General features: G+C 62.3%; 21 protein-coding genes. 6 read left to right on the top strand and 15 right to left on the bottom strand.

Features of this window, described 5'->3' with window-relative positions:
* Positions 1-573, bottom strand: coding sequence for an AAA family ATPase (locus VH599_06865; protein HEY7348026.1), 573 nt, complete (start codon positions 571-573; stop codon positions 1-3).
* Between the two features lie 139 nt (positions 574-712).
* On the opposite strand from VH599_06865, the gene VH599_06860 reads away from it, so the two are divergent.
* From VH599_06860 to VH599_06850, 3 genes are read left to right on the top strand one after another with little or no spacing between them, the layout of a single operon-like run.
* Positions 713-2,359 (top strand): AMP-binding protein, encoded by a 1,647-nt coding sequence (locus VH599_06860; protein HEY7348025.1) that lies wholly within the window; start codon positions 713-715, stop codon positions 2,357-2,359.
* A gap of 13 nt (positions 2,360-2,372) precedes the next feature.
* A complete protein-coding gene (locus tag VH599_06855; protein HEY7348024.1) occupies positions 2,373-2,720 on the top strand; it encodes a zinc ribbon domain-containing protein in 348 nt (115 codons plus the stop codon).
* A 6-nt stretch (positions 2,721-2,726) separates the two neighbouring features.
* Positions 2,727-3,206, top strand: a complete 480-nt coding sequence (locus tag VH599_06850; protein ID HEY7348023.1) for a DUF402 domain-containing protein — start codon at positions 2,727-2,729, stop codon at positions 3,204-3,206.
* Here VH599_06850 and VH599_06845 read toward each other — a convergent pair.
* The 5 genes from VH599_06845 to rdgB form a co-directional block, all read right to left on the bottom strand.
* Complete coding sequence (locus VH599_06845) at positions 3,155-3,874, bottom strand: PhoU domain-containing protein (GenBank protein ID HEY7348022.1); 720 nt, start codon at positions 3,872-3,874, stop codon at positions 3,155-3,157. The two genes, VH599_06850 and VH599_06845, sit on opposite strands and share 52 nt — an antisense overlap.
* 84 nt (positions 3,875-3,958) lie before the next feature.
* Positions 3,959-4,147, bottom strand: coding sequence for a CopG family antitoxin (locus tag VH599_06840; protein HEY7348021.1), 189 nt, complete (start codon positions 4,145-4,147; stop codon positions 3,959-3,961).
* Positions 4,148-4,316: 169 nt separating this feature from the next.
* Complete coding sequence (gene thiL, locus VH599_06835) at positions 4,317-5,372, bottom strand: thiamine-phosphate kinase (GenBank protein ID HEY7348020.1); 1,056 nt, start codon at positions 5,370-5,372, stop codon at positions 4,317-4,319.
* Positions 5,365-8,514, bottom strand: a complete 3,150-nt coding sequence (locus VH599_06830; GenBank protein HEY7348019.1) for an exonuclease domain-containing protein — start codon at positions 8,512-8,514, stop codon at positions 5,365-5,367. The genes thiL and VH599_06830 overlap by 8 nt, the downstream gene beginning before the upstream one ends.
* A 22-nt stretch (positions 8,515-8,536) precedes the next feature.
* Complete coding sequence (gene rdgB / locus VH599_06825) at positions 8,537-9,148, bottom strand: RdgB/HAM1 family non-canonical purine NTP pyrophosphatase (protein ID HEY7348018.1); 612 nt, start codon at positions 9,146-9,148, stop codon at positions 8,537-8,539.
* Positions 9,149-9,355: 207 nt separating this feature from the next.
* Here rdgB and VH599_06820 point away from each other — a divergent pair, with 207 nt between their 5' ends.
* Positions 9,356-10,405 (top strand): zinc-binding dehydrogenase, encoded by a 1,050-nt coding sequence (locus VH599_06820; GenBank protein HEY7348017.1) that lies wholly within the window; start codon positions 9,356-9,358, stop codon positions 10,403-10,405.
* Between the two features lie 90 nt (positions 10,406-10,495).
* A complete protein-coding gene (locus VH599_06815; GenBank protein ID HEY7348016.1) occupies positions 10,496-12,082 on the top strand; it encodes a polysaccharide deacetylase family protein in 1,587 nt (528 codons plus the stop codon).
* An 82-nt stretch (positions 12,083-12,164) separates the two neighbouring features.
* Here the strand turns inward: VH599_06815 and VH599_06810 are convergent, their stop codons facing one another.
* The 3 genes from VH599_06810 to trpB form a co-directional block, all read right to left on the bottom strand.
* Complete coding sequence (locus tag VH599_06810) at positions 12,165-13,211, bottom strand: beta-ketoacyl-ACP synthase III (protein HEY7348015.1); 1,047 nt, start codon at positions 13,209-13,211, stop codon at positions 12,165-12,167.
* 325 nt (positions 13,212-13,536) lie between these two features.
* Positions 13,537-14,430, bottom strand: a complete 894-nt coding sequence (trpA, locus tag VH599_06805; GenBank protein ID HEY7348014.1) for a tryptophan synthase subunit alpha — start codon at positions 14,428-14,430, stop codon at positions 13,537-13,539.
* 26 nt (positions 14,431-14,456) lie between these two features.
* Positions 14,457-15,701 (bottom strand): tryptophan synthase subunit beta, encoded by a 1,245-nt coding sequence (gene trpB / locus VH599_06800; protein HEY7348013.1) that lies wholly within the window; start codon positions 15,699-15,701, stop codon positions 14,457-14,459.
* 431 nt (positions 15,702-16,132) lie between these two features.
* Here trpB and VH599_06795 point away from each other — a divergent pair, with 431 nt between their 5' ends.
* Positions 16,133-16,345 carry a GDCCVxC domain-containing (seleno)protein gene (locus VH599_06795; GenBank protein ID HEY7348012.1) on the top strand — a complete coding sequence of 71 codons (213 nt, stop codon included), beginning with the start codon at positions 16,133-16,135 and terminating at the stop codon, positions 16,343-16,345.
* Between the two features lie 15 nt (positions 16,346-16,360).
* On the opposite strand, the gene VH599_06790 is transcribed toward VH599_06795, so the two are convergent.
* The 6 genes from VH599_06790 to trpS all read right to left on the bottom strand — a co-directional run bounded on the left by VH599_06790 (position 16,361) and on the right by trpS (position 22,842).
* Complete coding sequence (locus tag VH599_06790) at positions 16,361-17,062, bottom strand: phenylalanine--tRNA ligase beta subunit-related protein (GenBank protein HEY7348011.1); 702 nt, start codon at positions 17,060-17,062, stop codon at positions 16,361-16,363.
* Between the two features lie 70 nt (positions 17,063-17,132).
* Positions 17,133-18,641 (bottom strand): bifunctional indole-3-glycerol-phosphate synthase TrpC/phosphoribosylanthranilate isomerase TrpF, encoded by a 1,509-nt coding sequence (gene trpCF / locus VH599_06785; GenBank protein ID HEY7348010.1) that lies wholly within the window; start codon positions 18,639-18,641, stop codon positions 17,133-17,135.
* A gap of 11 nt (positions 18,642-18,652) precedes the next feature.
* A complete protein-coding gene (trpD, locus tag VH599_06780) occupies positions 18,653-19,678 on the bottom strand; it encodes an anthranilate phosphoribosyltransferase (GenBank protein HEY7348009.1) in 1,026 nt (341 codons plus the stop codon).
* A gap of 23 nt (positions 19,679-19,701) precedes the next feature.
* Positions 19,702-20,292, bottom strand: a complete 591-nt coding sequence (locus VH599_06775) for an aminodeoxychorismate/anthranilate synthase component II (protein ID HEY7348008.1) — start codon at positions 20,290-20,292, stop codon at positions 19,702-19,704.
* A complete protein-coding gene (trpE, locus tag VH599_06770) occupies positions 20,273-21,820 on the bottom strand; it encodes an anthranilate synthase component I (GenBank protein HEY7348007.1) in 1,548 nt (515 codons plus the stop codon). The genes VH599_06775 and trpE overlap by 20 nt, the downstream gene beginning before the upstream one ends.
* Before the next feature lie 20 nt (positions 21,821-21,840).
* Entirely contained in the window at positions 21,841-22,842 is a 1,002-nt protein-coding gene (trpS, locus tag VH599_06765) for a tryptophan--tRNA ligase (GenBank protein HEY7348006.1), read from the bottom strand.
* Positions 22,843-23,282 lie beyond the last annotated feature (440 nt).

The raw sequence follows: 23,282 nt of genomic DNA, 5'->3' as shown, positions 1-23,282 counted from the left end.
TCATCCGCGCGGCCAGCCAGCTTTCGCAGCAAGGCGCTGCATCAGCCCCCGATCATCAAGGCTGGCAAAGTCAGTCGTATCAACGATCAGCGCCTCGCCAGGCGGGCTGAGCGGTCCATAAACGCCGCGCTCCAGATTGGCGCGCAGTTCCGCCGTCTCGGTCTGATCTCCATGCCCAGGGTGGCGCTCGCCCAATTGACCGCGCCGGACAAAGCGCGCCAGCAGCGCGTCGGTCTCTGCCGTACAATGCGCCTCCACTGTCTGAAACTGATACAGTTCCTGCAACCGCTTCAGCCTGGGTACATCAAATTCAATCTGAAAGGCGCTCTCGGCCACGAGCGAACACCCCGCAGCAAGCTGACGCTCGATCACATGAAAGAGCAGCACAGTGCTGGCAATCCCAAGCTGCCTGGACCACTCCCGATCTTTCCAGCCCAGCGTATCGAATAATAGCTCCTTGATGCCATCTTTGTTGAAAAAAGGGACGCCAAGCTCCCTGGCAATCCTCGCTCCCAGCGTCGTTTTTCCAGCGCCCGGCGGCCCGGAGATCAGAACCAGCAATGCTCCTGGCATAGCATACTCCTTCCCTCTACAAAACGGTTGCCGAGCGGCAGAAGGCACGCTATACTTAGGTATATCCCTTCACGACAGAAACAGACCGCACGACGCGGCGCAGCAGACAGCGGATTCGTAAGAAGGAGGATAACACGAGATGGCAACTGCCAGAGCCAACATGACCGATTACGAGGCCGAGCGCCAGCATTTTCGCTGGGAAGCGCCCGACGAGTTCAACTTCGCGGTGGATGTGGTCGGCAAATGGGCCGATGATCCGAAGAAAGAGGCGATGTGGTGGGTCGGCCCCGATGGACAGGAGCGCCACGTCACCTTTGCCGAGTTTGCCCGGCGCTCCAATCAAGCCGCCGATGCCTTCAGCAAGCTGGGCATCCAGAAAGGCGACCGGGTGCTGGTCATGCTGCCGCGTCTGGTGGAATGGTGGGAAAGCGTGCTGGGCTTGATGAAGCTGGGCGCTGTGCCTATTCCCTGCACCGTCCTGCTGACACCCAAAGATATTCAGTTTCGCGCCGAAACCGCCAGACCTGTTGCCATTATCACCGATCACGACAACGCGCCCAAGTACGACGAAGTGCGCGACCAATGTCCCTCCATACGCGGCGCGATCATCATCGGCTCCTTCCGGCCACGCTGGACCTCCTACGCCGAGGTCGTCGCCGAGGGTTCACCCACCTTCAAGCCGACGCCAACGAAAAGCACCGACCCCTGCCTGATCTACTTTACGAGCGGCACCGTCGGCTATCCCAAGATGGTCCTGCACACCCACGCCTCCTACGGCATCGGACACAACGTCACCGGCAAATACTGGCTGGACCTACGCCCCGACGATCTGCACTGGAACGTGTCGGAGATGGGCTGGGCCAAAGCCGCCTGGAGCAACCTGTTTGGCCCCTGGAGCCAGGGCGCCTCCATGTTCATTCAGGACGCGCGCGGCAAGTTCAACCCCAAAGAGACCTTGACCTTCCTGGCAAAGTACCCTATTAGCACCTTCTGCGCCCCGCCCACCGTCTATCGCCTGCTCGTTCTGGAAGACCTGAAAGCCTACCCGCTCAAGGCGCTGCGCCACTGCGTCGGCGCGGGCGAGCCGCTGAACCCCGAAGTCATTGCCACCTGGCAAGAGGCCACCGGCCTGACGATCCGCGACGGCTACGGCCAGACCGAAACAGTGCTGCTTTGCGGCAACTTCCCGCCGCTGCCGGTGAAGCCGGGGTCAATGGGCAAGCCCTCGCCCGGCTTTTATCTTTCGGTCATTGACGACGCGGGCAACGAACTGCCACCTCACAAAGAGGGGGATATTGCCATCAAGATCAAGCCGAACCGCCCGCTGGGACTCTTTCAAGAATATTGGAATAACCCCGACGCGATGACCCGCTCCTTCAAGGGCGACTGGTATATCACCGGGGACCGCGCCTATAAAGATGAGGACGGCTACTTCTGGTTCGTGGGCCGCGCCGATGATGTCATCATCTCCGCTGGCTATCGCATCGGGCCGTTCGAGGTGGAAAGCGCGCTGGTCGAGCATCCAGCGGTAGCCGAGTCCGCCGTTGTCGCCAGCCCCGACGAAATGCGCGGCGAAATCGTCAAGGCGTTTGTCATCCTGGCCCCCGGCCACACCGCCTCGGACCACTTGGCCGAAGAGCTGCAAGAGTACGTCAAAAAAGTCACCGCGCCCTATAAGTACCCGCGCGAGATCGAATTTGTCACCGAGCTGCCCAAGACGATCAGCGGCAAGATTCGCCGCGTGGAACTGCGCGAGCGCGAGCGCGCTCGCAAGTCCGGCAAATAAGAGGAGAGAGGCCATGTTTTGCTCGCAGTGTGGCACAGCGGCGCAGGCTGGCAGCCACTTTTGTGGTCAATGTGGCGCGTCCCTGCTGGCCGAGGACGTGACCAGCGGCAATCGCGCTACCACCCCGATGAGCGTGGGAGCGAGTGTGGTTCACCCTGACCAGTCAGCCACGCCAGCGAGCGCACCCACCCGCAAACAGCAGCTTCAGGCGCTCAAGCTGGAACTCAAGCGCCTGAAGCTGGAACTACGCGAAATGGAGAATCTTCAACTGCTCCAGCCGCAGCAGCGCAAGCAGGCGCTTCAGCAGCACATCTTTCGCCTGGAGGAACAAATCCTGGCGCTGGAAAGCCAGCCCATATAAACAGTCATGAGCATCAAAGTCGAGAAATTGAACAGCCAGGGGCAGGTGGTCCTCAGCTACCCAGCCCAAATTGCCGAACGCCTGCCCAATGGTGTCGTCCTGGACGCCACCTGGACCTGGGCAACCCGCGATTTGGGCTACGCCATTTTTGAAACCGGCGATCACTTCACCGAGTATCACTACACAGATCGCTGGCACAACATCTGCGTCATCCACTCCGTTCACAGCGGCAGGCTCAAGGGCTGGTATTGCAATATCACCCGCCCGGCGACCATGAGTGAAAACATCGTTGCTGCCGAAGACCTCTTCCTGGATGTTTGGGTGGCTCCAGACGGAACCTGGCAGATTCTTGACGAAGACGAGTTTGCCGCCGACCACACCCTCGACCAGCCAACCCGCGAGGCTGCGCTGAAGGCGCTGGGTCTCCTGCTGGCTCAGATTGCCGCGCGCGAGCCGCCCTTCGATGAAGCGGCTGGCTCCCAATAAGCCAGCATATAACTGATATTCTCGCAGATATTGCCAACGCGGTTGCCGATACACTCCATCTCGTGCGCCGCAAAGAGCAGGCGCGTGAGCAGCAGCGCCCATTCCGGCGTATGCGACATCGCCTCCTGAAGTTCCGCTACCAGCCGCAGATAGACGCGATCAACCTCAGCATCAGCCGCCGCAAGCCCCTGCGCGCCTTCAGTGTCGGGCGCAGCGAGCATCTCGGCGCAGCCGCGAAGCTGACCCGACACAGCGCGAATGAGCGCCAGCAGATCACCGCCAATCTCGCGCCCAAGCGAGGGCAGGTGTGGGCCTGCCCCGTCAGTCAACGCCAAAGCGTGCGTGGCGACTCGCCGGGCATGGTCGCCGATGCGCTCCAACTCCGTCGCCGATTGCTGAATCATCATCAGGCTGCGCACGTTGCCAACCACGTTGGCCCACTCTTGCAGCAGTTCCAGCGTGCGCGCGTGTACCGTCTCGCCAAACTCAGCAGGACCAACCCCCGCGCTCTCGGCAACCCGGCGCGCCAGATAACGATCACGCCCAACGAGCGCGCGTGCGCTGGCGCTGAACAACTCTTCGGCCACCAGCGCCATTTCGGTCAACTCCTCAATCAACTGGCGAAGCTCCCGCTGAAAGAGCCGCTGCGACCCTTTCTTCTGTACCATATACGCACTCTCCTTGGAACAGGCGCCGATGGGACCAGCACTGACAGGCAACCCGATAGCGTAACTGGTACAACGTTAGCAAGATCAATGCCAGGGTTTCTTCACCTCCTCAGAGAGATGTTTGCCGAAGCGAACCTTGACCGGCTCTAGCTCGTCCTCAAACTCGGTGATGTCATGCGTATCCCAAAACGCCGCCTCTTCCTCACGGCTGGCAAAGTGAGGAATCCGGCTGGGATGCTGCTCGCTCTTTTGTTGCTCTTGCTGCTGGGTCATTCTGATTCACCTGCCTTTTGCTTCTGATAATAATAGCAAATCCGCTTGAAGAGGGGCGGCGGCGCGTGTACCGCCGCCGTCCCTGGCGGCGAACCGTTCGCCAGTACGGAGGCGCAGCCGAGAGTGCAGAGGCATAGCCGAGGCAAGCGGCTGCGGGCGAAGCCTGGCGCTACGAGCGGGCGCTGCTGCGCAGGTGGTCCCAGCCGCGCCGGGGCAGCGGCCTGATAGAGCCGTCGCGGGCGCGCAGGGTTAATCCGGCCTCCGGGGGCAACATGTCGCCAATCACCGTGACGGGCGTGCCGGTAGCAATCCAGAGCGTGTCCCTGATGCGCGCCACAGCAGCGGGCGGCGCGGTAAAGAGCAGTTGATAATCTTCGCCGCCAAAAAGTCCCCAGTCCAGGGCGCTCTGCCCCACAAAATGAGCAGCCGTATGCACAGCATCAGGGATAGGCAGCGCCGCCCCATCGAGACACGCCCCCACACCGCTGCGCTCGCAGAGATGCCACAGATCAGCCGCCAGCCCATCGCTAATGTCCATCATCGCCGACGCCGCGCCCAACCTCGCCAGCAGACGGCCCTCCGGCACACGCGGAACGGGCGCAAGCAGGGCTGCTTCCAGCCGCGCCGCGCTCGACGCGGGAACATCAGAAACCTTCAGTTCTGGATGCAGCAGCAGATGCAGGCCCGCCGCCGCCTCACCCAATGTCCCCGTCATCAGCAGCGCATCGCCGGGGCGCGCGCCGCTGCGCAAGAGCATCTGCCCGCGCCGCGCCTGGCCGAGCAGTGTCATATCAATGCCAAATGTAGAGGAGCCGGTGATATTACCGCCGACAATCACCGCGCCATACTGCTCTGCCTCGGCACGCAGCCCACGATAGACGCCATCCATAAACGTCGTGGGCAGATCGGCAGGCAGCAGCAGCGAAACCAATGCGTAGCGCGGCCAGCCACCCATGCTGGCAATATCGCTCAGGTTGACCGCCATCGCCCGCCGCCCAATCTGTTCTGGCGTGGCAGCGCGGCGCAGAAACTGCTCACCATCCAGCAGCGCGTCGCACGTCGCCAGCAAGACCAGTTCGCCCCCTAGATCAAGCGCCGCGCAATCATCGCCGACACCCACCAGCACATCCGGGCGCGTCGTCAACCCCGCCGTAAGGCGCGCAATCAGGCCAAACTCCCCCAGCGCCCTGATCGTCTCGGACGCTTCCAGGTCAGACTCACTCACCGTTCTCACCGCGAATCCAGCCCGCCACATGTTCCGGCAGGACCGAAACGCTGCCCTGGCGCACTGTGCAGTGGGGCATAGAGCTTAAAAAGACCGCGCCGTAATCCTTGGCCTGCACCCGCTTATCAAACAACACAATCGCGTTGCGGCGCGCGCCTGCGGCAGCGGGTGCTTGCGGAACCCCTGTGGGGAGCGACCCTTGCGGGAACTGGATTCCCGCACTCTCGCTCCCGTTGGTCGCTCGCGCGCCCGCGCCGCTCCACGAGAGCCGGTTCAGCGCCTGGCGCAGCCGCAGCGACGCCTGAGGGATGACATACTGGTGCAACTGATCGTGATACAATTCGGCGCGCCCTGCCAGCGGAGGGTCGCTGAGCGCCGGAAATGGCAGTCTTGTGACCACCACGCAGGCCGGACGCTCTCCTGGTAACTCAACGGTATCCCAGGAGTTCACCGCGCCCAGCAGCGCCACGCGCTCCTGTGAGCGGAACGTCTGCCAGAGCTGGCGCAGCGAGCCATCAATCCCCTGGGCCAGCACCAGAATCCCGCGCTCCTCCAGCGCCGCTTTCACGCCAGCATAGCCCGCGCGCAGGGCCGCGTGCGAGGCAAAGAGCGCCACCGTCTCGCCATTCAGCGCGGTAGCAAGCTGAATCAGCATAGCGTCAAGATTGCGCTGATAGTGATGGGTATTAGGTTCAGCGACATCGTCCGGCAGATAGAGCAGCGAGTGCGGCTGATTTTCCGGGGCCACGGAAAGTGTCGTTGCGCGCCCGGCAGCCAGGCCCAGGCGCTCGGCGATATAATCAAACTCCCCATTTACCCTCAGCGCCGAAGACACCAGCGCCGCCGCGCGATCAGCGCGAAACACGGTGCGCTGGAGCAGCGGCCCTGCATGTACCGGCGCGGCGTGCAAGGTGGGCCGCGCTGGTGGAGCATCGTCAGGCGGGGTAGCTGAAATGCCTGAAGCCGCGCGCGGCGGAGGCGGAGGCAGTGGCGGTCTGACCCAATAGACCATTCCGCCGCGCGGCTGAGTAATCGCCAGCCTGCCCTGTTCGGCCCATTCGCGCAAACGGAAATAGACGCCGTTGATCTCCTCCGCCAGCGCCATAGACTCATCAGAAGGCGTTTGCTGAAGATCGACCAGCCTGGAAGCCTGAGAAGTTTTACGAGAATGGGATGCGCGCTGCTGGCCGTTCGCCGCAGTGACCGAACCACCCAGCAGCGTTATCAGTCGCTCAAGGCGTGAAATGAGCGGCAGCAGCGCCTTTTCTAGTTCGTCCCAGGTCTGCTCAACGCCTTTCCAGGCCGGAGCGTTGCGAATCTTCGGCTGAAGCCGCAGCGATGGCTCGACTCCTTCTGACCAGGAGCGTGGGCCGCCATGATGCTGCGCCTGATACTCGGCCAGCAGGAGCGCCAGCGCGTTGAAGAAGCGATCCAGCGCCTGCCTGGCCTCGTTGACCGGCCCGTACCACCAGCCAGGACGAGCTTCCGCTGGCAGCGCGCCACGCCCGGCGGCAGCCGCCAGCCCCTGTCCCAACGAGCGCGCTGCCAGCGCCAGCAGCCCACTTGAGCCGCTTTCGGCTGGCCCGGTCAGCAGGTCATCCAGCAGCCGGGCAATGCCTGGCTGATTCAGATCATAGCCGTCCTGGCGCAGCGCCTCCTCTTCCAGCAGGTGCGCGTCAAGGATAAGCAGATGGTTGGCTTTCGCCAGCACCGCCGCATCACTGGAGAGATAGGCCAGCAGCGCGGCATGCGTCGTCACCAACACATCGGCTGTCGCCGCCGCGTCGCGGGCGCGTTTGTAGAAACAGTAGCCATGTCGGGCATAGTGGCAGCCCGACAGATCGTTCAGATATTCTGGCCCGGCGCGCACCATCTCCCAGGCCGCCTGCTCCTGGGGCATCAAAACCAGATCATCGCGGATACCGCTGGCGCTGTAATGCAGCCAGAGGGTCAGCTTCGCCAGGCCGCGCGTAATATCGGCAGGCAGGCGTCCGTTGCGCGGCAGGCGTCCCCCGCCAAACCAGCGATGCAGGCATAGATATTTCTCCGGCTCAACCAGAAACTCCACCCTGGGTGGCCGGGGCAGGTTGGCCTGGAGAGTCGGCAGCGTTTCTTGCATTAGCCGCCGACACGTCCCGGCATTGGCCGCCGCAATCACCAGCGGGCGGCGCTGCTCCTGCGCCCAGCAGATCGCGCTCAACAAGCTCGAAGACAGGCTTTCGGCATCCGGCTCGATCTCCAGCAGCAAGGGCCGTGTCGCCTCAAATGCGCCAGCCAGCGCCGCATCAAGAGCCGTCTGAGCGCGCGGAGGTTCATTTTTGGCGCGCTCATCAGGCGCAACCTCGGTCAATCCAGGGCTGGGAAGGGCTGAGGGCTGGTCGGAGGAAGCAGGGCTATTGGAGGCCACGCTGGCGGGGCGCGCGATGCCCAGCGCAAAAACCTGTGGGTTGAGTCCCAGCTTGGCGGCCCACTGCTCGCCAACCGACGCCCCACCTTTTGAGGTGGAACGCCCCGCGCCACGTGCGCGGCGCTCATCGGCAAAGAGCGAGAGCAGCGGCCAACTCAGGCGTCCGCTCAGCCTCGCCAGTTCCTCCAGCACCGACGACTCTAACTGCTCGATACGCGCCAGCAGCGCCAGCAAGACATCTTTCGCCAGCACCGCATCAGCCATTGCCCGATGAAAAACATCGCTTTGCACATCCAGCGCCTCGGCCACGCGCTCCAGCGTATAGCTGGGCAGAGCAGGCAGCAGGACAGTTGCCAACTCAAACGTATCAATCAGCGGATTTTCCTGAACCAATCCGCGCCGACGCAGAAAGGCCGCGTCAAACGGCACGCTATGCCCCACCAGTGGAGCCTTGCCAAGAAAGGCGCTCAGTGACGGCGCAACCGCCTCGAAACGTGGGGCATCTTGCAGGTCAGTCGCGGTGATGCCCGTCAGACGCTGCACGCGAAAGGGGATGGAGCGATTGGTGGCAACAAACGTCTGAAAACGCCCAAGAACCTCTGCGCCACGAAATTTAACGGCGGCGATCTCGATAATGTTGTCGGTTTCAGCTTGCAGCCCCGTCGTCTCCAGATCAATAGAGACACGGATGGGCGCGCCGCGCGGCATCGGCTTTTTCAGGCCAACCGCGCTCATTCCAGAGGGTTTCCCAGGCGTATTAGCGATGAGCGGACCCCGCATTCAGGCGCAGCAGCACGTCACGCGCGGCCCTGGCCGCACGCCCCCGATGGCTGATGCGATGTTTTTCTTCGGGGGAGAGTTCCGCAGTCGTAGAACCAAGCGCAGGCACCGAGAAAATGGGATCATAACCAAAGCCGTTTTCGCCGCGTGGACCATCGGTAATGACGCCTTCTACCACCCCTTCCACCGTCTCTTGCCATCCATCGGGCCGGGCAAGCGCAATCACACAGCGAAAACGCGCGGTGCGGTGTTCAGGAGACAGACCGGCGAGGCGCTGGAAAATCAGCCTGAAACGCTCAGGATAAGAGGTATCGGCAGTGGGCCAACGGGCCGAGCGCACGCCTGGCTCGCCTCCAAGGGCATCAATCTCCAGCCCGGAATCATCCGCCAGGGTCAGCAAACCGCTGGCCTGGCTGTAGGCCCGCGCCTTGAGCAGCGCGTTCTCGACAAAGGTCGCGCCAGTTTCCTCTACATCCAGATCAATCCCCTGCTCCTCCAGCGTAGTCAGGCGCAAGGGAAGCTCCGCAAAAATCTCTCGATATTCACGCAACTTGCCTGGATTCGTGGTTGCGAGAAGGAGAGTGGACACAAAGGCGCTCCTTAGCAGAAAGATAGATTTGCTCCACATTGTACCATAAGTCTCCTGAAGCGTCGAGACCTTGCTGAGCATACTTACGCTTGCTTAGCCTGAACCGCCCGCAGAGATTGACGTTCGCCCGGCCACTATGCTATAGTCCTGGCTGCAAACCTCAGAAATGGGCCGCGTTTGCAGCCAGCAGACGAAGGGAGGCGAGCTATGAAGATGCTGGCAGCCCGCTTCTATGCCCCGCTGGACGTGCGCCTCGAAGAAATAGAAGCCCCACACCCCGGACCCGGAGAAGCTCTGGTCAAAGTGGCCGCAGCCACCACCTGCGGCACCGATCTCAAAGCCTACCAGCGCGGCCATCCGGTCTTGATGAAAACCCTGCCCTCCCTCTTTGGGCACGAAGTCGCCGGAACGGTGGCTGAGGTTGGCGCGCAGGTGGAGCGATTCCAGCCTGGCATGCGGGTCGTCGTGGCAAACTCCGCGCCATGCAACCGCTGCTTCTTCTGTCAGCGAGGCCGCCAGAGCCTTTGCGAAGACCTGCTCTTGCTCAACGGCGCGTATGCCGACTATCTGCTGGTCCCCGCTCGCATTGTAGAACAGAACCTCTGGGAATTACCTCCCGATCTCCCGTTCACCAGCGCGGCCCTCGCCGAGCCGCTGGCCTGCGCGCTGCATGGCATCGAGGAGAGCAACATCCACCCTGGCGAGAGCGTCGCCATTATCGGCGGTGGCCCGCTGGGATTGCTCCTGCTGGCAGTGGCGAAAATGAAGGGCGCGCGTGTCATTCTCTGCGGACGTGGCAATGAACGGCTGGCCCTGGCCCGCGCCCTGGGGGCCGATGCCATCATTGATGCGCATCAGCTTCCAGACACCGCAGCCGAAGTGGCCGCCGTCCGCGCGCTCACCGATGGGCAGCGCGGCGCTGATGTCGTCATTGAAGCCGTCGGCGACCCCGCGCTCTGGGAGGCAGCCACACGGATGGTCAGACGCGGCGGGTTGGTCAACTTCTTTGGTGGCTGCGCCGCCGGAACGACCATCTCCCTGGCAACCCAGCCGCTGCACTACGACGAGATCACCCTCAAGGGCGTGTTTCACCATACCCCGCATTACTTCTCAACCGCCCTGCAATTGATCGCGCAGCGCCGGATTCCAGTTGAACAGCTTGTAAGCGGCGCATTTCCGCTGCGCCAATTAAACGAAGCATTTGGGCAACTATTACAGCATCGTGGCATTAAATATGCAATTCTGCCCGAAACCTGATTTTATCAGGTTAGTCGTTTTCCCTCTGTGAAAATCCTCTCTGTGGGCAGCAGGCTGCTGCCCACAACACTCCATCAAGGATGGCAGCAGATGAGCATGCTTGAGACCCGGCAAGGCAAGGCAAGCCAGTCAGTGAAATCGCGCCCATCCCCCAGGTACCCTGAGCGTCAGCGAATCTTTGTCTCTGGCAGCGCCGTCTTGCTCTCCGCTCTGGCTGCTATATGCCTGACACAGTTTGGGCTGATCTCATGCATCCGGTCACAGATCACCTCCACCCTGACAATGGCGCTGGTTGATGGCGCCATTGAGGACGCGCAGACCGGACAGCCGCTTAGCGATCTCCCCATTACGGCACGAATATCTAGCTTCCACACACAGACAACTACTGACGCGCAGGGACATTTTTCACTGCGCGCCCCCCATTCGAGCCAGTTGATAATCAGCGCACTCAATTACGACGCGCAGCCCATCACTCCTGGCCGGGCGCTGACCATCAAACTCGTGCCCGATCCCAGCGAGACCGCCCGGCGGTATATGAACGCCTTCATGCAGCAGAACGATAACCGACTCTGGAATATGACGCATCCCGATGCTCAGGCGCTCTGGGGTTCCGAGGCCGCCTTCGTCAGCTTCCTGACGCGCAAGTTCGGGTCATTACCACGCCTGTCCTACCATATCGGCCAGGCAAAAATCCTCGCCCCCTGGATCGATCCCGACACCACAGGGCTTTACAACATCGCGGCTGTACTGCCCGTCTCGCTGGTCCTCGGCGCGTCCAAAGGCATCCTGAGTTCGCCTTCAGAGCAAGCCGCGGTCAACTGCCTCTTCAACCATCTGGCGTTTGCCGAAGTGAAAAGCAGGGGCCTCTGGCGCGTGCTGCTGGCCGGGCCGCTCGACCAGGACGCGCCGATCCTGGCGCCAGCGAAAGCCATGTCTACAAGCGCCAGGGTTCCGATCCTGATGTACCACCACGTCTCAGCCAGGCCCACAAAAAATGCTCTGGACTTCGGCCTGACCGTCACAACGCCCGACTTCGCGGCTCAGATGAATTACCTGGCAAAGAACGACTACCATCCCATTACACTCACCGACATCTTCGACAGCCTCTACTATGGTCTGCCGCTGCCCAGGCAGCCTATCGTCATCAGCTTTGATGATGGCTACGAGGATACCTACACCGACGCCTTCCCCATCCTCCAGCAGCATCATTTTGTCGCTGAAATGAACATTATCACCGGCATGATTGGCGGGCGCTACCTGACCTGGGACCAGATTCGCCAGATGGCCGCAGCAGGTATGGAGATCGGCTCCCATACCATTCATCACATCAGCCTGGCCTCGGCGTCGCCCCAAACAGCCAGGACAGAACTGCTGGACTCCCAGGCCACATTGGAACAACAGCTTAGCGCCCCCATCCAGTTCTTCTGCTATCCCTCCGGCGAACCGTTCCATCACGGCAGCCTCGAACGACAGCAGTTCATTACCTCGCTGCTCCGCCAGGATGGCTATATCGGCGCGCTGCTTGACCCAGGGGCTGAGTCCGTCATGCAGAAGGCCCGGCATCCCTATGAGCTTCCGCGCATCCGGGTTGCTGGCGGCGAGACGCTCGATGGCTTCATCTACCTGCTCAAAATCCAGGGGGTCGGGCCGATACATGACGGGCCGGACGCATCATAACCAATTACAGCGCCGCCTTCCAGGCGACCAATCGGCGATCCACCTGGAAGGCGGCGTTACAGGACCAACGCTCCGGCTGTTATCAGCGGCTGCTGGCTGCCGCGCTGCTGCGCGATGCAGCCGCGCTCAGCGTCCCTGGAACAGGAGCCGTCCAGGTCATGGCTGCCGCGCCCCAGGTCAGGCCGCCGCCAAAGGCCGCGAAGACCACCTTCGCGCCCGGCCAGACCTTCCCTTGCTCAATCGCCTCGCACAGCGCAATGGGGATCGACGCCGCCGAGGTATTACCGTAGCGATCAATATTGAGAAAGACCTTTTCCGACGGCAGGCCCAGCCGCTTCGCCGTCGCCTCGATAATGCGCTGGTTCGCCTGATGCGGCAAAAACAGATCGATCTCGTCAGGCGTAATGCCCGCTTCGCCGATCACCTTATCCGTCGCGGAGTCCATCGCGCGGGTAGCAAACTTGAAGACCTCAGACCCGATCATCTTGATGCAGTGCCGCCCCTGACGGAGACTTTCTTCGGTAATCGGCTCGGCGCTGCCGCCAGTGGGGACATACAGCAGTTCGGGACGCGCGCCATCCGACCCAAGCGTGAAGGAGTGGAAGCCGCCAGGAGTATCGCTGGCGCTGACCACCGCCGCGCCCGCGCCGTCCCCAAAGAGGACACAGGTCGCGCGGTCGGTATAATCAACATACATCGAGAGCTTTTCCACGCCAATCACCAGCACATGTTTAGCCGCGCCGCTGCTGGTGAACTGCTGAGCAATCGAAAGGGCATAGAGAAACCCACTGCACGCCGCCTCAAGATCGAACGCTCCGCACTGCGCACCAAGCTGCGCCTGCACGATGCAGCCCACACTGGGGAAGTGATAATCCGGGCAGACCGTAGCGACGATAATCATGCCCAGGTCTTTGCCTTCGATCCCGGCTACCTTCAGCGCGTCGCGCGCGGCGGCCAGCCCCATCGTCGAGGCCGTCTCTTCTGGTCCGGCAATGCGCCGCTCTCGAATGCCCGTGCGCGAAACAATCCACTCATCCGAAGTCTCGACCATCTTCTCCAGGTCGGCATTGGAGAGGACTTTGGCAGGCACATACTTGCCCCAGCCGGTGATTGTACTATAACCGCTCATGTAGCTCCTTCCGTCTCTGAAAACGACACCTCCTGGCGAAATTGCAGCCTGGCATCGCTGTGTGTCGCTCCAATGACTTCTGTCGTAAAAATATGGACCATGCAGGAGGAAGCAGGCGCGCGCCCATCATTGGACCCGCTGTTGGAGAAAGAGAATGGATAAGAGCAGTACCACAGCATCGTGGCAAAAGAGAAGCGTATGCTATTTCCCCTGGCCCTTGTCTCAATTGTAACATAGCGAGACCGATAAAGCGAGCGCGGAAGGGAGCGATTTGCAGAGAAAGGGCGCCGCCACCTCAAAGAGCGTGGCAGCGCCCCCGGTTTTCCTACACATGAGCGCGCACAGCGGCAGCGCGCAGCGTCTCGAAATAGCGTATGGTCTCGGCCACCCCCTGGCCTGGCGTCGCGCGATCATGCGTGTCAATCAGCTTGCTGGCGATCACGACCCCATCGGCTATCTCGGTCAGCGCCGCCACATGCGCTGGCGTGGAGATGCCAAAGCCCACCGCCAGCGGCAAACGTATCTGCTCGCGCACCCGCGCCAGAAACTCCGGCAGATACGCCGACAGTTCGCCGCGCGCGCCGGTCACGCCGCTGAGGGAAACGCAATAGACAAAGCCGCTGTTCTGCCTGTGTACCGCCGCCGCCACCTGCGCCAGCCGTTCTGTCGTGCTGGTCGGCGTCACCAGAAAGATCAGGCACATCCCGGCGCGATTGGCCGAGCGCAGCAGCGGCTCAGCCTCTTCTGGCGGCAGATCAGGCACAATCAGGCCGGAGACGCCCGCCAGCGCCGCCGCTTCACAATAATGCTCCAGCCCGAACGCCAGAATCGGGTTATAGTAGCCCATCAGCACCAGCGGCGTGGCAACCTGGCGATGAATCCTTTCCGCCAGTTCCAGCGCCCCGGCGGGCGTCATGCTGCCCTGCAAGGCCACCTGCCCGGCGTGTTGAATCGTCGCGCCATCCGCCAGCGGATCAGAAAACGGTATCCCCAGTTCCAACACATCCGCGCCCGCGTGCGCCAGGCCCAGCGCCAGCGCCTCGCTGGTCGCCGCGTCAGGATAGCCAGCCATCACATAGGGGAGCAGGCAGATGCGCCCCTCAGCGTTTGCTTGCTCAAACGTGCGATCAATCGCAGCCGCCAGCCTCAGCCCGCTCGATGCAGGCAGATCAGCGCCAGCAGCAGCATCAGGCGCATTGAGTTTCTCATCCGGCATCATCTCTCTCCTTCCAGATTGAGGCGCAGCTACAAGGTCACGCCCAGCGCGCCCGCCACCGTACCCATATCTTTGTCGCCGCGCCCGGACAGATTGATGAGCATCATCTCGCCAGCGCGCAGCCGACCCTCTTCAGCCATCTGGAGCGCGTAGGCAATCGCGTGCGCCGACTCCAGCGCCGGGATAATCCCTTCCGTCTGGCTCAAGACCTGCAAGCCGCGCAAGGCCGCCGCGTCATCTACAGCAACATACACCGCCCGGCCCGTTTCCTTCAGATAGCTATGCTCCGGGCCAACGCCTGGATAATCCAGTCCGGCGGAAATGCTGTGCGTCGTCGCCACCTGCCCGGCGTCGTCCTGCAACAGATAGCTCATCGCGCCATGCAGCACACCCACGCGCCCGCCAACCAGCGTCGCCGCGTGTTCGCCAAGGGCCGCGCCCTTGCCGCCCGCCTCCACGCCGATCAACTGCACTGCCGGATCGCCTGCGAACGGATAAAACAGGCCAATCGCGTTGCTGCCGCCGCCCACGCAGGCCAGTGCATAAGTAGGCAGGCGGCCTTCGGCGGCCAGGATTTGCTCGCGCGCCTCCGCGCCAATCACCGACTGGAAATCGCGTACCAGGCGCGGATAGGGATGCGGGCCAACCACCGAGCCGATCAGATAATGCGTCGTCTCGACGTTCGTCACCCAATCACGAATCGCCTCATTGATCGCATCTTTGAGCGTCTTGCTGCCGGAGATCACCGGGCGCACCTCCGCGCCCAGCAGCTTCATGCGGAAGACATTCAGCGATTGGCGGTGGATATCCTCCTCGCCCATATAGACAATACACTCCAGCCCCAGCATGGCGCAGACCGTCGCCGTCGCCACGCCATGCTGCCCCGCGCCCGTTTCGGCGATGATGCGCCGCTTGCCCATGCGCTGCGCCAGCAAGCCCTGCCCCAGCGCGTTATTAATCTTATGCGCGCCGGTATGCGCCAGATCTTCGCGCTTCAGATAAACCGGAATGCCCAGCCTCGCCGCGAGCCGTTCGGCGCGATAGAGCGGCGTGGGCCGCCCTACATACGTTTTCATCAGCCCCGCAATCTGCTGGTGAAAGCGCGGATCGGCCTGCATCTCCACATACGCCTGCTCCAGTTCGCCAAGCGCGTGCATCAGACTTTCCGGCACATAGCGCCCGCCAAACGGCCCGAAGCGCCCGCGCGCATCGGGATAGACGCCATGTTGATAGGCAAGCGGTGTGGCTGTTTGTTCAGAATTGATCGTTTGCATTGGCCCGCGACCTCCTTGTAAATATCAATTTCATTGCCCTACAATGCGGCTATAGGAAGTTGTTCAGCCCTTTCGCCTGGATCACCCTTCATCGGATGATCGTCTCGCTCATTATTTGCCCCTCCCACTAATTATCGGGGTTGCCGCTCGTACCGCCGCCATCCCTGGCAACGAACGCCCACTTGTAGCGCCGCCTTCCAGGCGGCTCAACGCTGCGCCAGAGCGAGCCTTCCCCCTCCAGGCCAGCGGACCAGCAGGCCAACGCTGGCCGCCGCGCCGGCGGCGCTACGGGCTGGCCGCCTGGAAGGCGGCGCTACAAGTGGCAACCCCAATAGTTGGTGGAACCTATTTGCCCCCTTCTCTAGAAATCCAGCAATCGGAGGGACTACAATGTATTCTTGAGACAATATTAAAGAGCCAGGAGGAGAGGTATGCAATTGACTTCTCAGATTCGCTGCCCCCAGTGCCATTTCGCGCAAGAAGAAACGATGCCTCTTGACGCCTGCCAGATCGTGTATCAATGTTCCGCCTGCGGCCATCTCCTTCGCCCCAAACCGGGCGATTGCTGTGTCTTCTGTTCCTATGGCAGCAGCCCATGCCCGCCCAAACAGCAGGAACAGTCAGCAAATCCGGCAACTTCTTGATAACGCGCCCTCATTTCACCGGGCCAGCGCCGGATGCGTGGCATCCAGAACCGCTGAAGTGAAGGTTCCGCCCGCATACGTTCGCAATAGCTCCAGCAGATCAGCGAGCGCCGCCTGCACATCGCTGCGCGCCTCCACGTGATGTCCCTCAACCGTTATCAGCGCCCGCGTCGTATCCGCCTGCGCCGCGCTTAGCTCACTCTGCCGCCAGCACCAGCGCCGCGCAATCACCAGCTTTGTCTCATCCGAAAAGACCACCTCGCCCGGCTCTGGATGATCTTCCTCGTTCTCGCCCAGCGTCCTATAACGCTCCGAGCCATCGGCGTAATGCACCGTCCCCCGCAGCGCCCGCGTATCGAAGACTGCAACGGGCAGCGCGTAGCGAATGCTGACCAGATTCCCCAGGTCTACCAGCGTATTGATGCTGGGAATATCGCCTTTCTTGGTCAATCGCCGCAGCAACGCCTCGGCGGCGCTGCGATACTGCGTCGGGTCCAGCCCAAAGCCGCGAAACGCGCCGCGCCACGCCGAAAGCTGCGGAATCTGGCTGAGCGGCGTCTCGCCAACGCGCCGCAAAACGGCCTGCTGCTCGGCCAGAAACGCCTCGCGCAGCGCGTCAGGCGTCGGGCCATTGATCATCCCTTCGGCCAGGATCACGCCGCCCACCACGTTGGGGTAGCGCGCCAGAATGTCAGGATGATAGCGAAAGGTGGTCATTGAGGCTGATTGCTCCTTTACGAAAATCCGCAAAGCGTTCGATAACCTCTACAATCGCAAACGTCAGCATCTAGGATGTCCTCGCCCGCATCTGCTGCTTGAAGGCCGCCAATGAGTCTTTCTGGCGCGATGGCGGGATCGGACGCCCGCGCCTTGCCAGCCTGGCTTGATCGGCGAAGCGGGCAATCTTACTCAAGTCTTTCTGGCCGTTCGTCTCCACGCCGCTGCTCACATCCACGCCCCAGGGCTGCGCCGCCTCCACCGCCTCGCGCACGTTTTCGGGTGTCAAGCCTCCGGCCAGCAAGGTCGGATAGCGCCGGGCCATCTCCCGCGCCAGCGACCAGTTGCCCACCGCACCGGTCCCGCCCCACATCCCATCTATTTTAGTATCCAGCAGAAAAGCCAGCACACCGGGGCGATACGCCTCCAGCGCGTCGAGGTCTTTGGGCCGCTGCGGGCGCACCGCCTTCATCACCGGAACCTCAATCGCCCGGCAGACTTCTGGCGACTCGTCGCCGCTCAGTTGGACCATATCCAGCCCCACCTCGCGGGCCAGCGTGTTGATCGTTTCCGGCGGCTCGTTCACAAACACGCCCACCGTTTTCGGCGCGTACATCCCCATGTCGGCGCGCATGCGCGCCGCGCGGGTGATCGATGCGGCCTCTTCTGGCGTCACGCAGCGGGGGCTTGGCGGATAAAAGACCAGCCCGATATAGTGCGCGCCACTATCGAGGGCAGCGCGCGCCTGCTCATCGCTGCGCAGCCCACAGATTTTGATGCGCAGCGACGAAAGTTCGCGCACCTTCTCAAGCGGATCGCTGGCCGTTACCAGCGCCTCACCGATCAACACAGCCTGCGCGCCCATCAGCGCCGCCGATTGCACGTCCGAGCCGGTATGCAGCCCGCTCTCGCTGACCACCACGCGATCTTTGGGGATCAGCCTGCCCAGGCGGCGCGTCGTCTCAGTGTCCACATGAAAATCGCGCAGGTCGCGGTTATTGATGCCGATGATCTCCGCCCCGCTGGCAACGGCTCGTTTTGTCTCCTCTTCGTCATGGACCTCAACCAGACAGCGCATGCCCAACTGGCGCGCCAGACCCAGCAGCAGCGCCAGGTCCGCGTCATCCAGAATGGCGCAGATCAGCAAGACCGCATCGGCCCCAGAGGCGCGCGCCTGATAGACCTGATAGGGGTCAACGATAAAATCTTTGCGCAGCGTCGGCAGCGCCACTGCCGCGCGCACCGCCGCCAGATACTCCAGCGACCCCTGGAAGAAATGTCGCTCCGTCAGCACAGAGATGGCCGAAGCGCCGCCCGCCTCATACGTGCGCGCCAGAGCCACCGGATCAAAATCCGCGACCAGCACACCCTTAGAAGGCGACGCTTTCTTCACCTCAGCAATCAGCTTCGCCTCGTGCTGGGTCGTCATCACCGACGCGCCCTGGAGCGCGCCCAAAAAATCGCGCGGCTGCGGCGCTGCCTCGGCCCGACGGCGCATCTCCTCCAGCGACACGCGCTGCTTCTCTTCTTCGAGATCAGCGCGCACCCGCGCCACAATGGTATCGAGAATAGTTCCCATAGTTTCCCCGCTCAGGCTATCTGGCTCAGCGCGGCCACCGCCGCCAGCGTCTCTGTCGCCCGGCCAGCGCGCAGCGTCTCCTGCGCCAGCTTCACGCCCTCGGCCAATGTACTCACGCGCTCGCAGGCCAGCAGCGCCGCGCCAGCGTTGAGGCCGACCATATCGGCGTGCGCGTCGTTGAGCTTCCCCGCCAGCGTATCGCGCAGCAGATCGGCGTTAAAGGCCGCGTCGCCGCCGCGCACAGCATCGCGGCTCTGGCGCGTCAGGCCAACGTCTTCAGGCGTCACGCGATACTCGCGCAGATCACCCTGGCTGCCCAGGACTTCGCAGATCAGCGTCGGCGCGCCCAGCGACAATTCATCCATCCCATCCTCGCCATAGACCACCAGCGCGCGCTTGCAGCCCAGGCGCAGCAGCGCCTCGCCCATCTTACGCGCCAGGCTCGCCTCTGGCACGCCCAGCACCTGATAGGCAGCGCCCGCCGGATTCGTCAGCGGCCCCAGAATGTTAAAGACGGTGCGAATCCCAATCTCGCGCCGCGTCGGGCCGACGTGCTTCATCGCCGGATGATAGGCGGGCGCGAACATAAAGCCAAAGCCTGCTTCAGCCACGCAGCGCGCCACCTGCTCTGGCTTGAGATCGATCTTCACCCCCAGCGCCTCCAGCACATCGGCGCTGCCGCAGCGGCTGGTGGCCGCGCGATTGCCATGCTTGGCAACCGGCTGCCCACAGGCCGCCACCACCAGCGCCGCCGTTGTCGAAACGTTAAACGTACCCGCGCCGTCGCCGCCGGTCCCGCAGGTATCCATCGGCGACATGCCCGCCGGAATAGGCACATGCAGGGCTTTTTCGCGCATCACCCGCGCCAGCCCGGCTATCTCCTCAACCGTCTCTCCCTTCAGGCGCAAGGCCATCAGAAATGCCCCAAGCTGCGAGGGCGTCGCCTCGCCCGTCATAATCTCTTCCATCACCGCGACAGCCTCTTGCTCCGAGAGCGACTGGCCCGCCGCAACATGCGCAATAGCCTCTTTAATCATGGTCCTGCCTCCTCTTCAGACATTCAGACGCCTGCATACGCCCGCGCATGCACTTGCGCCAGAAAATTGCGCAGCAGGTCTTTCCCCTGGCTCGTCAGGATGGATTCTGGATGAAACTGCAACCCCTCTACCGGATATTCTCGATGGCGCAAGGCCATAATGAGCTTATCGTCCGTCTCGGCAGTGATCTCCAACTCGGCAGGCAGTGTGGCACGCTCAACAATCAGGCTATGATAGCGCACCGCCTCGAACGGCTGCGGCAGACCTGCCAGCACACCCTGCCCCTGATGCGTGATGCGCGAGAGTTTCCCATGCATGGGAACTGGCGCGCGAATCACGCGCCCGCCATACACCTGCCCGATGCACTGATGCCCCAGGCACACGCCCAGGAGGGGCGTTGTCGGCCCAAACGTGCGGATGACTTCGTTGCAGATGCCCGCTTCGTTGGGTGTGCAGGGTCCGGGCGAGATGACGATGCCTGCCGGGGCCAGCGCCGCAATCTCTTCCAGCGTGATCTGATCGTTGCGCCGCACGATCACTTCAGCGCCTAACCCCCAAAGATACTGATACAGGTTATAGGTGAAACTGTCATAGTTATCGAGCAGCAGCAGCATACATATCTCCTCGCTCCAGGGCTTCAGCCTGCTCCAGCGCCCGCAAGAGCGCCTCCGCCTTATGACACGTCTCTTCGTATTCTTTGGCCGGAATAGAATCGGCGACAATGCCCGCGCCCGACTGCCCGTAAGCCACGCCATCCTTGAGCACCAGCGTGCGCAGCCCAATCGCCATATCCAGATTGCCGCTGTGGCTGAAATAGCCAACCGCGCCGCCATAGACGCCGCGCCGCTCGCCCTCCAGTTCGGCGATAATCTCCATTGCCCGCACCTTTGGCGCGCCAGAGAGCGTCCCCGCCGGGAAGGCGGCGCGCAGCGCGTCATAGGGCGAAAGATCAGTGCGCAGCCACCCGGTCACATGCGACATCAGGTGCATCACATGGGAATAACGCTCCACCTTCATAAACTCCGTGACGCGCACGCTTCCGGGCGCGGCGACGCGGCCCACATCGTTGCGTCCCAGGTCCACCAGCATCAGATGCTCGGCGCGCTCTTTTTCATCGGCGCGCAACTCTTGCTCCAGCGCCAGATCAGCTTCCGCGTCTTTGCCACGCGGGCGCGTGCCCGCCAGGGGTCGTATGATGACTTCGCCATCTTCGACGCGCACCAGTAACTCTGGCGAAGCTCCCACTACCGTTAGCTCGCCCAGGTCGAGATAGTAGAGATAGGGCGAAGGATTGATCGAGCGCAGCGCGCGATACACGCTGAACGGATGGGTCTGCGCCGGGCGCGCAAAGCGCTGCGACAGCACCACCTGAAAGATGTCGCCCGCCTGGATATACTCCCTGGCGCGCTCGACCATCGCCTCAAAGCGATCCCGCGAGGTGAGAAATGGAGCACTGGCGGTTGAAGCCGCGCCCTCCCCAGCGGAGAATGAATTCGCCGAGGGGGACGACTCGCGCAAGCGTTTGAGCAGGCAGGTGATCGCCTCCACGGCGCGCTGATAGTTCGCCTCAAGCGCATCATCCAGGCGCACATGGGTGATGATGCGCAGGCTGCGCCGCAGGTGATCGAAGACCAGCATCGTCTCGGTAAAGCAAAAGACCGCTTCCGGCAGACCCAGCGGATCGTCCTCCGGCACCGGCAGGCGCTCAAAGCGGGCAGCCGTCTCATAGCCCAGGTAGCCAACCGCGCCGCCATGAAAGCGCGGCATCCCCGGCAGCTTCACCAGCCGCGAGCGTCGCAGTTCAGCTTCGATCAGCCGCAGCGGGTCGTCGCAGGGCACTGTTTCGCAGGTTCCGGCTTTGGGGCCGCTGCGCCAGGTGAGCGCGGCAGAGCGCCCGCGCACCGTCATCACCAGATACGGGTCCAGGCCGACAAAGGAGTAGCGCGCGATGCGCTCGCCGCCCTCCACGCTTTCCAGCAAAAAGGTATAGGGGCCGCCCGCCAGCTTGAGATAGACCGAGACGGGCGTCTCCACATCGGCAAATACCTCGCAGGAAACCGGCAGCAGATTTCCCGCGCCCGGCTCACCCGCGCGGGCGGCGTCGCGCAAGCGCCGCGCTTCTTCCAATGTCGGCTGATACATACACTCGCTCCACTTCTTGTTTAAGAACGCAGGCCCATTCTGGACATAGCTGTTCGCAGCGTCGCCTGGGCCAGCGGGCGCACGCGCGCCGCGCCTTCACCCAGAATCGCCTGTACCCGCGCCGGTTCAGCCATCAGCGCGTAATAACGCTGCTGGATTGGCTCCAGTTCAGCAACCAGCGCCTCGGCCACCTCGGCCTTCAACTCCCTGTAACCCTTGCCCTCGAAATGCGCCTCAATCGCCGCCCGTGTCTGCCCGCTCAGCAGTTCGTAGATCGTGAGCAGGTTATAGACACCTGGCCGCGACTCATCGAAGCGAATCGAGCGTTCCGAATCCGTCGTCGCGCGCGCCAGCTTCTTGCGAATGACATCCGGCAGATCGAACAGCGCAACGCGTGAGAACTCATTTGGCGCGCTCTTACTCATCTTCTCGGTTGGATCGTCCAGCGCCATGATGCGCGCGCCCACCTCTCGAATCAGCGGCTGCGGCACCGTAAACGTCGGCCCGAAAAGGTAGTTAAAGCGCTCGGCAATGTCGCGTGTCAGTTCTACATGCTGGCGCTGGTCATCGCCCACCGGCACCGCATCCGTCTGATAGAGCAAGATGTCGGCGGCCATCAGCACTGGATAGGTGTAGAGGCCAGTGCTTGCCTGTTCTTTATGCTCGCCCGCCTTCGACTTAAACTGCGTCATGCGGTTCAGCCAGCCGGTTGGCGTCACGCAGCTCAGCATCCAGGCCAGTTCGGCATGCTCGTGCAGATGCGATTGCACAAAGAGCGCACACTTGTTGGGGTCCAGCCCACAGGCGAGATAGAGCGCCGCCAACTGTGTCGTAAGCCCACGCAGTTCCGCCGCGCGCTCCTCCGGCTCAACAGTCAGCGCGTGCAGGTCCACAATGCAGAAGATGTTGTCATACTCATCCAGTGAGGCCACCCAGTTGCGAATGGCCCCCAGGTAATTGCCGATGTGCAGGTTTCCTGATGGTTGGATACCCGAAAAAACCCGTTGCTTCCGCTCAGCCATATCGTTGCTTCACCTCCTCAACCTCTGGTTTCGCAGACAATCGTGAAACCAGAACTAAAACAAAAAGCCTCTCATCCCCAACGGGACGAGAGGCTGAATCAACAGAGCCTTCGTGGTGCCACCCCACTTCGAGCAATGCCCCCGGCTTGTGGCGCGGCTGCACTGCTCCTCATTTCGGGTACGAACTGGCAGACCTGCCGCGCAGTTGATACCCTGCCACGATAACGGTTGGCTCTTCCGGCGAGTTCCTACTGGCGGGGCGTGCGCCCGGCGCGTTTGGTTCGCGGCTCCCAGGACCATTCAACGCTGCGCCAGCATCGGCTCTCACCTGGCCCGACTCTCTGTTCTGCGCGCTATCGCTTACTTTTCCTGTTCGACACCATGTTCTCTTCAACAATGACTGAAGAGAGTATAACCTGGACTCGCCCTAAAGTCAAGCC

Source organism: Ktedonobacterales bacterium, from assembly GCA_036557285.1.
Lineage (GTDB): Bacteria > Chloroflexota > Ktedonobacteria > Ktedonobacterales > DATBGS01 > DATBHW01.
This window is presented reverse-complemented; position numbering and strand designations above follow the sequence as displayed.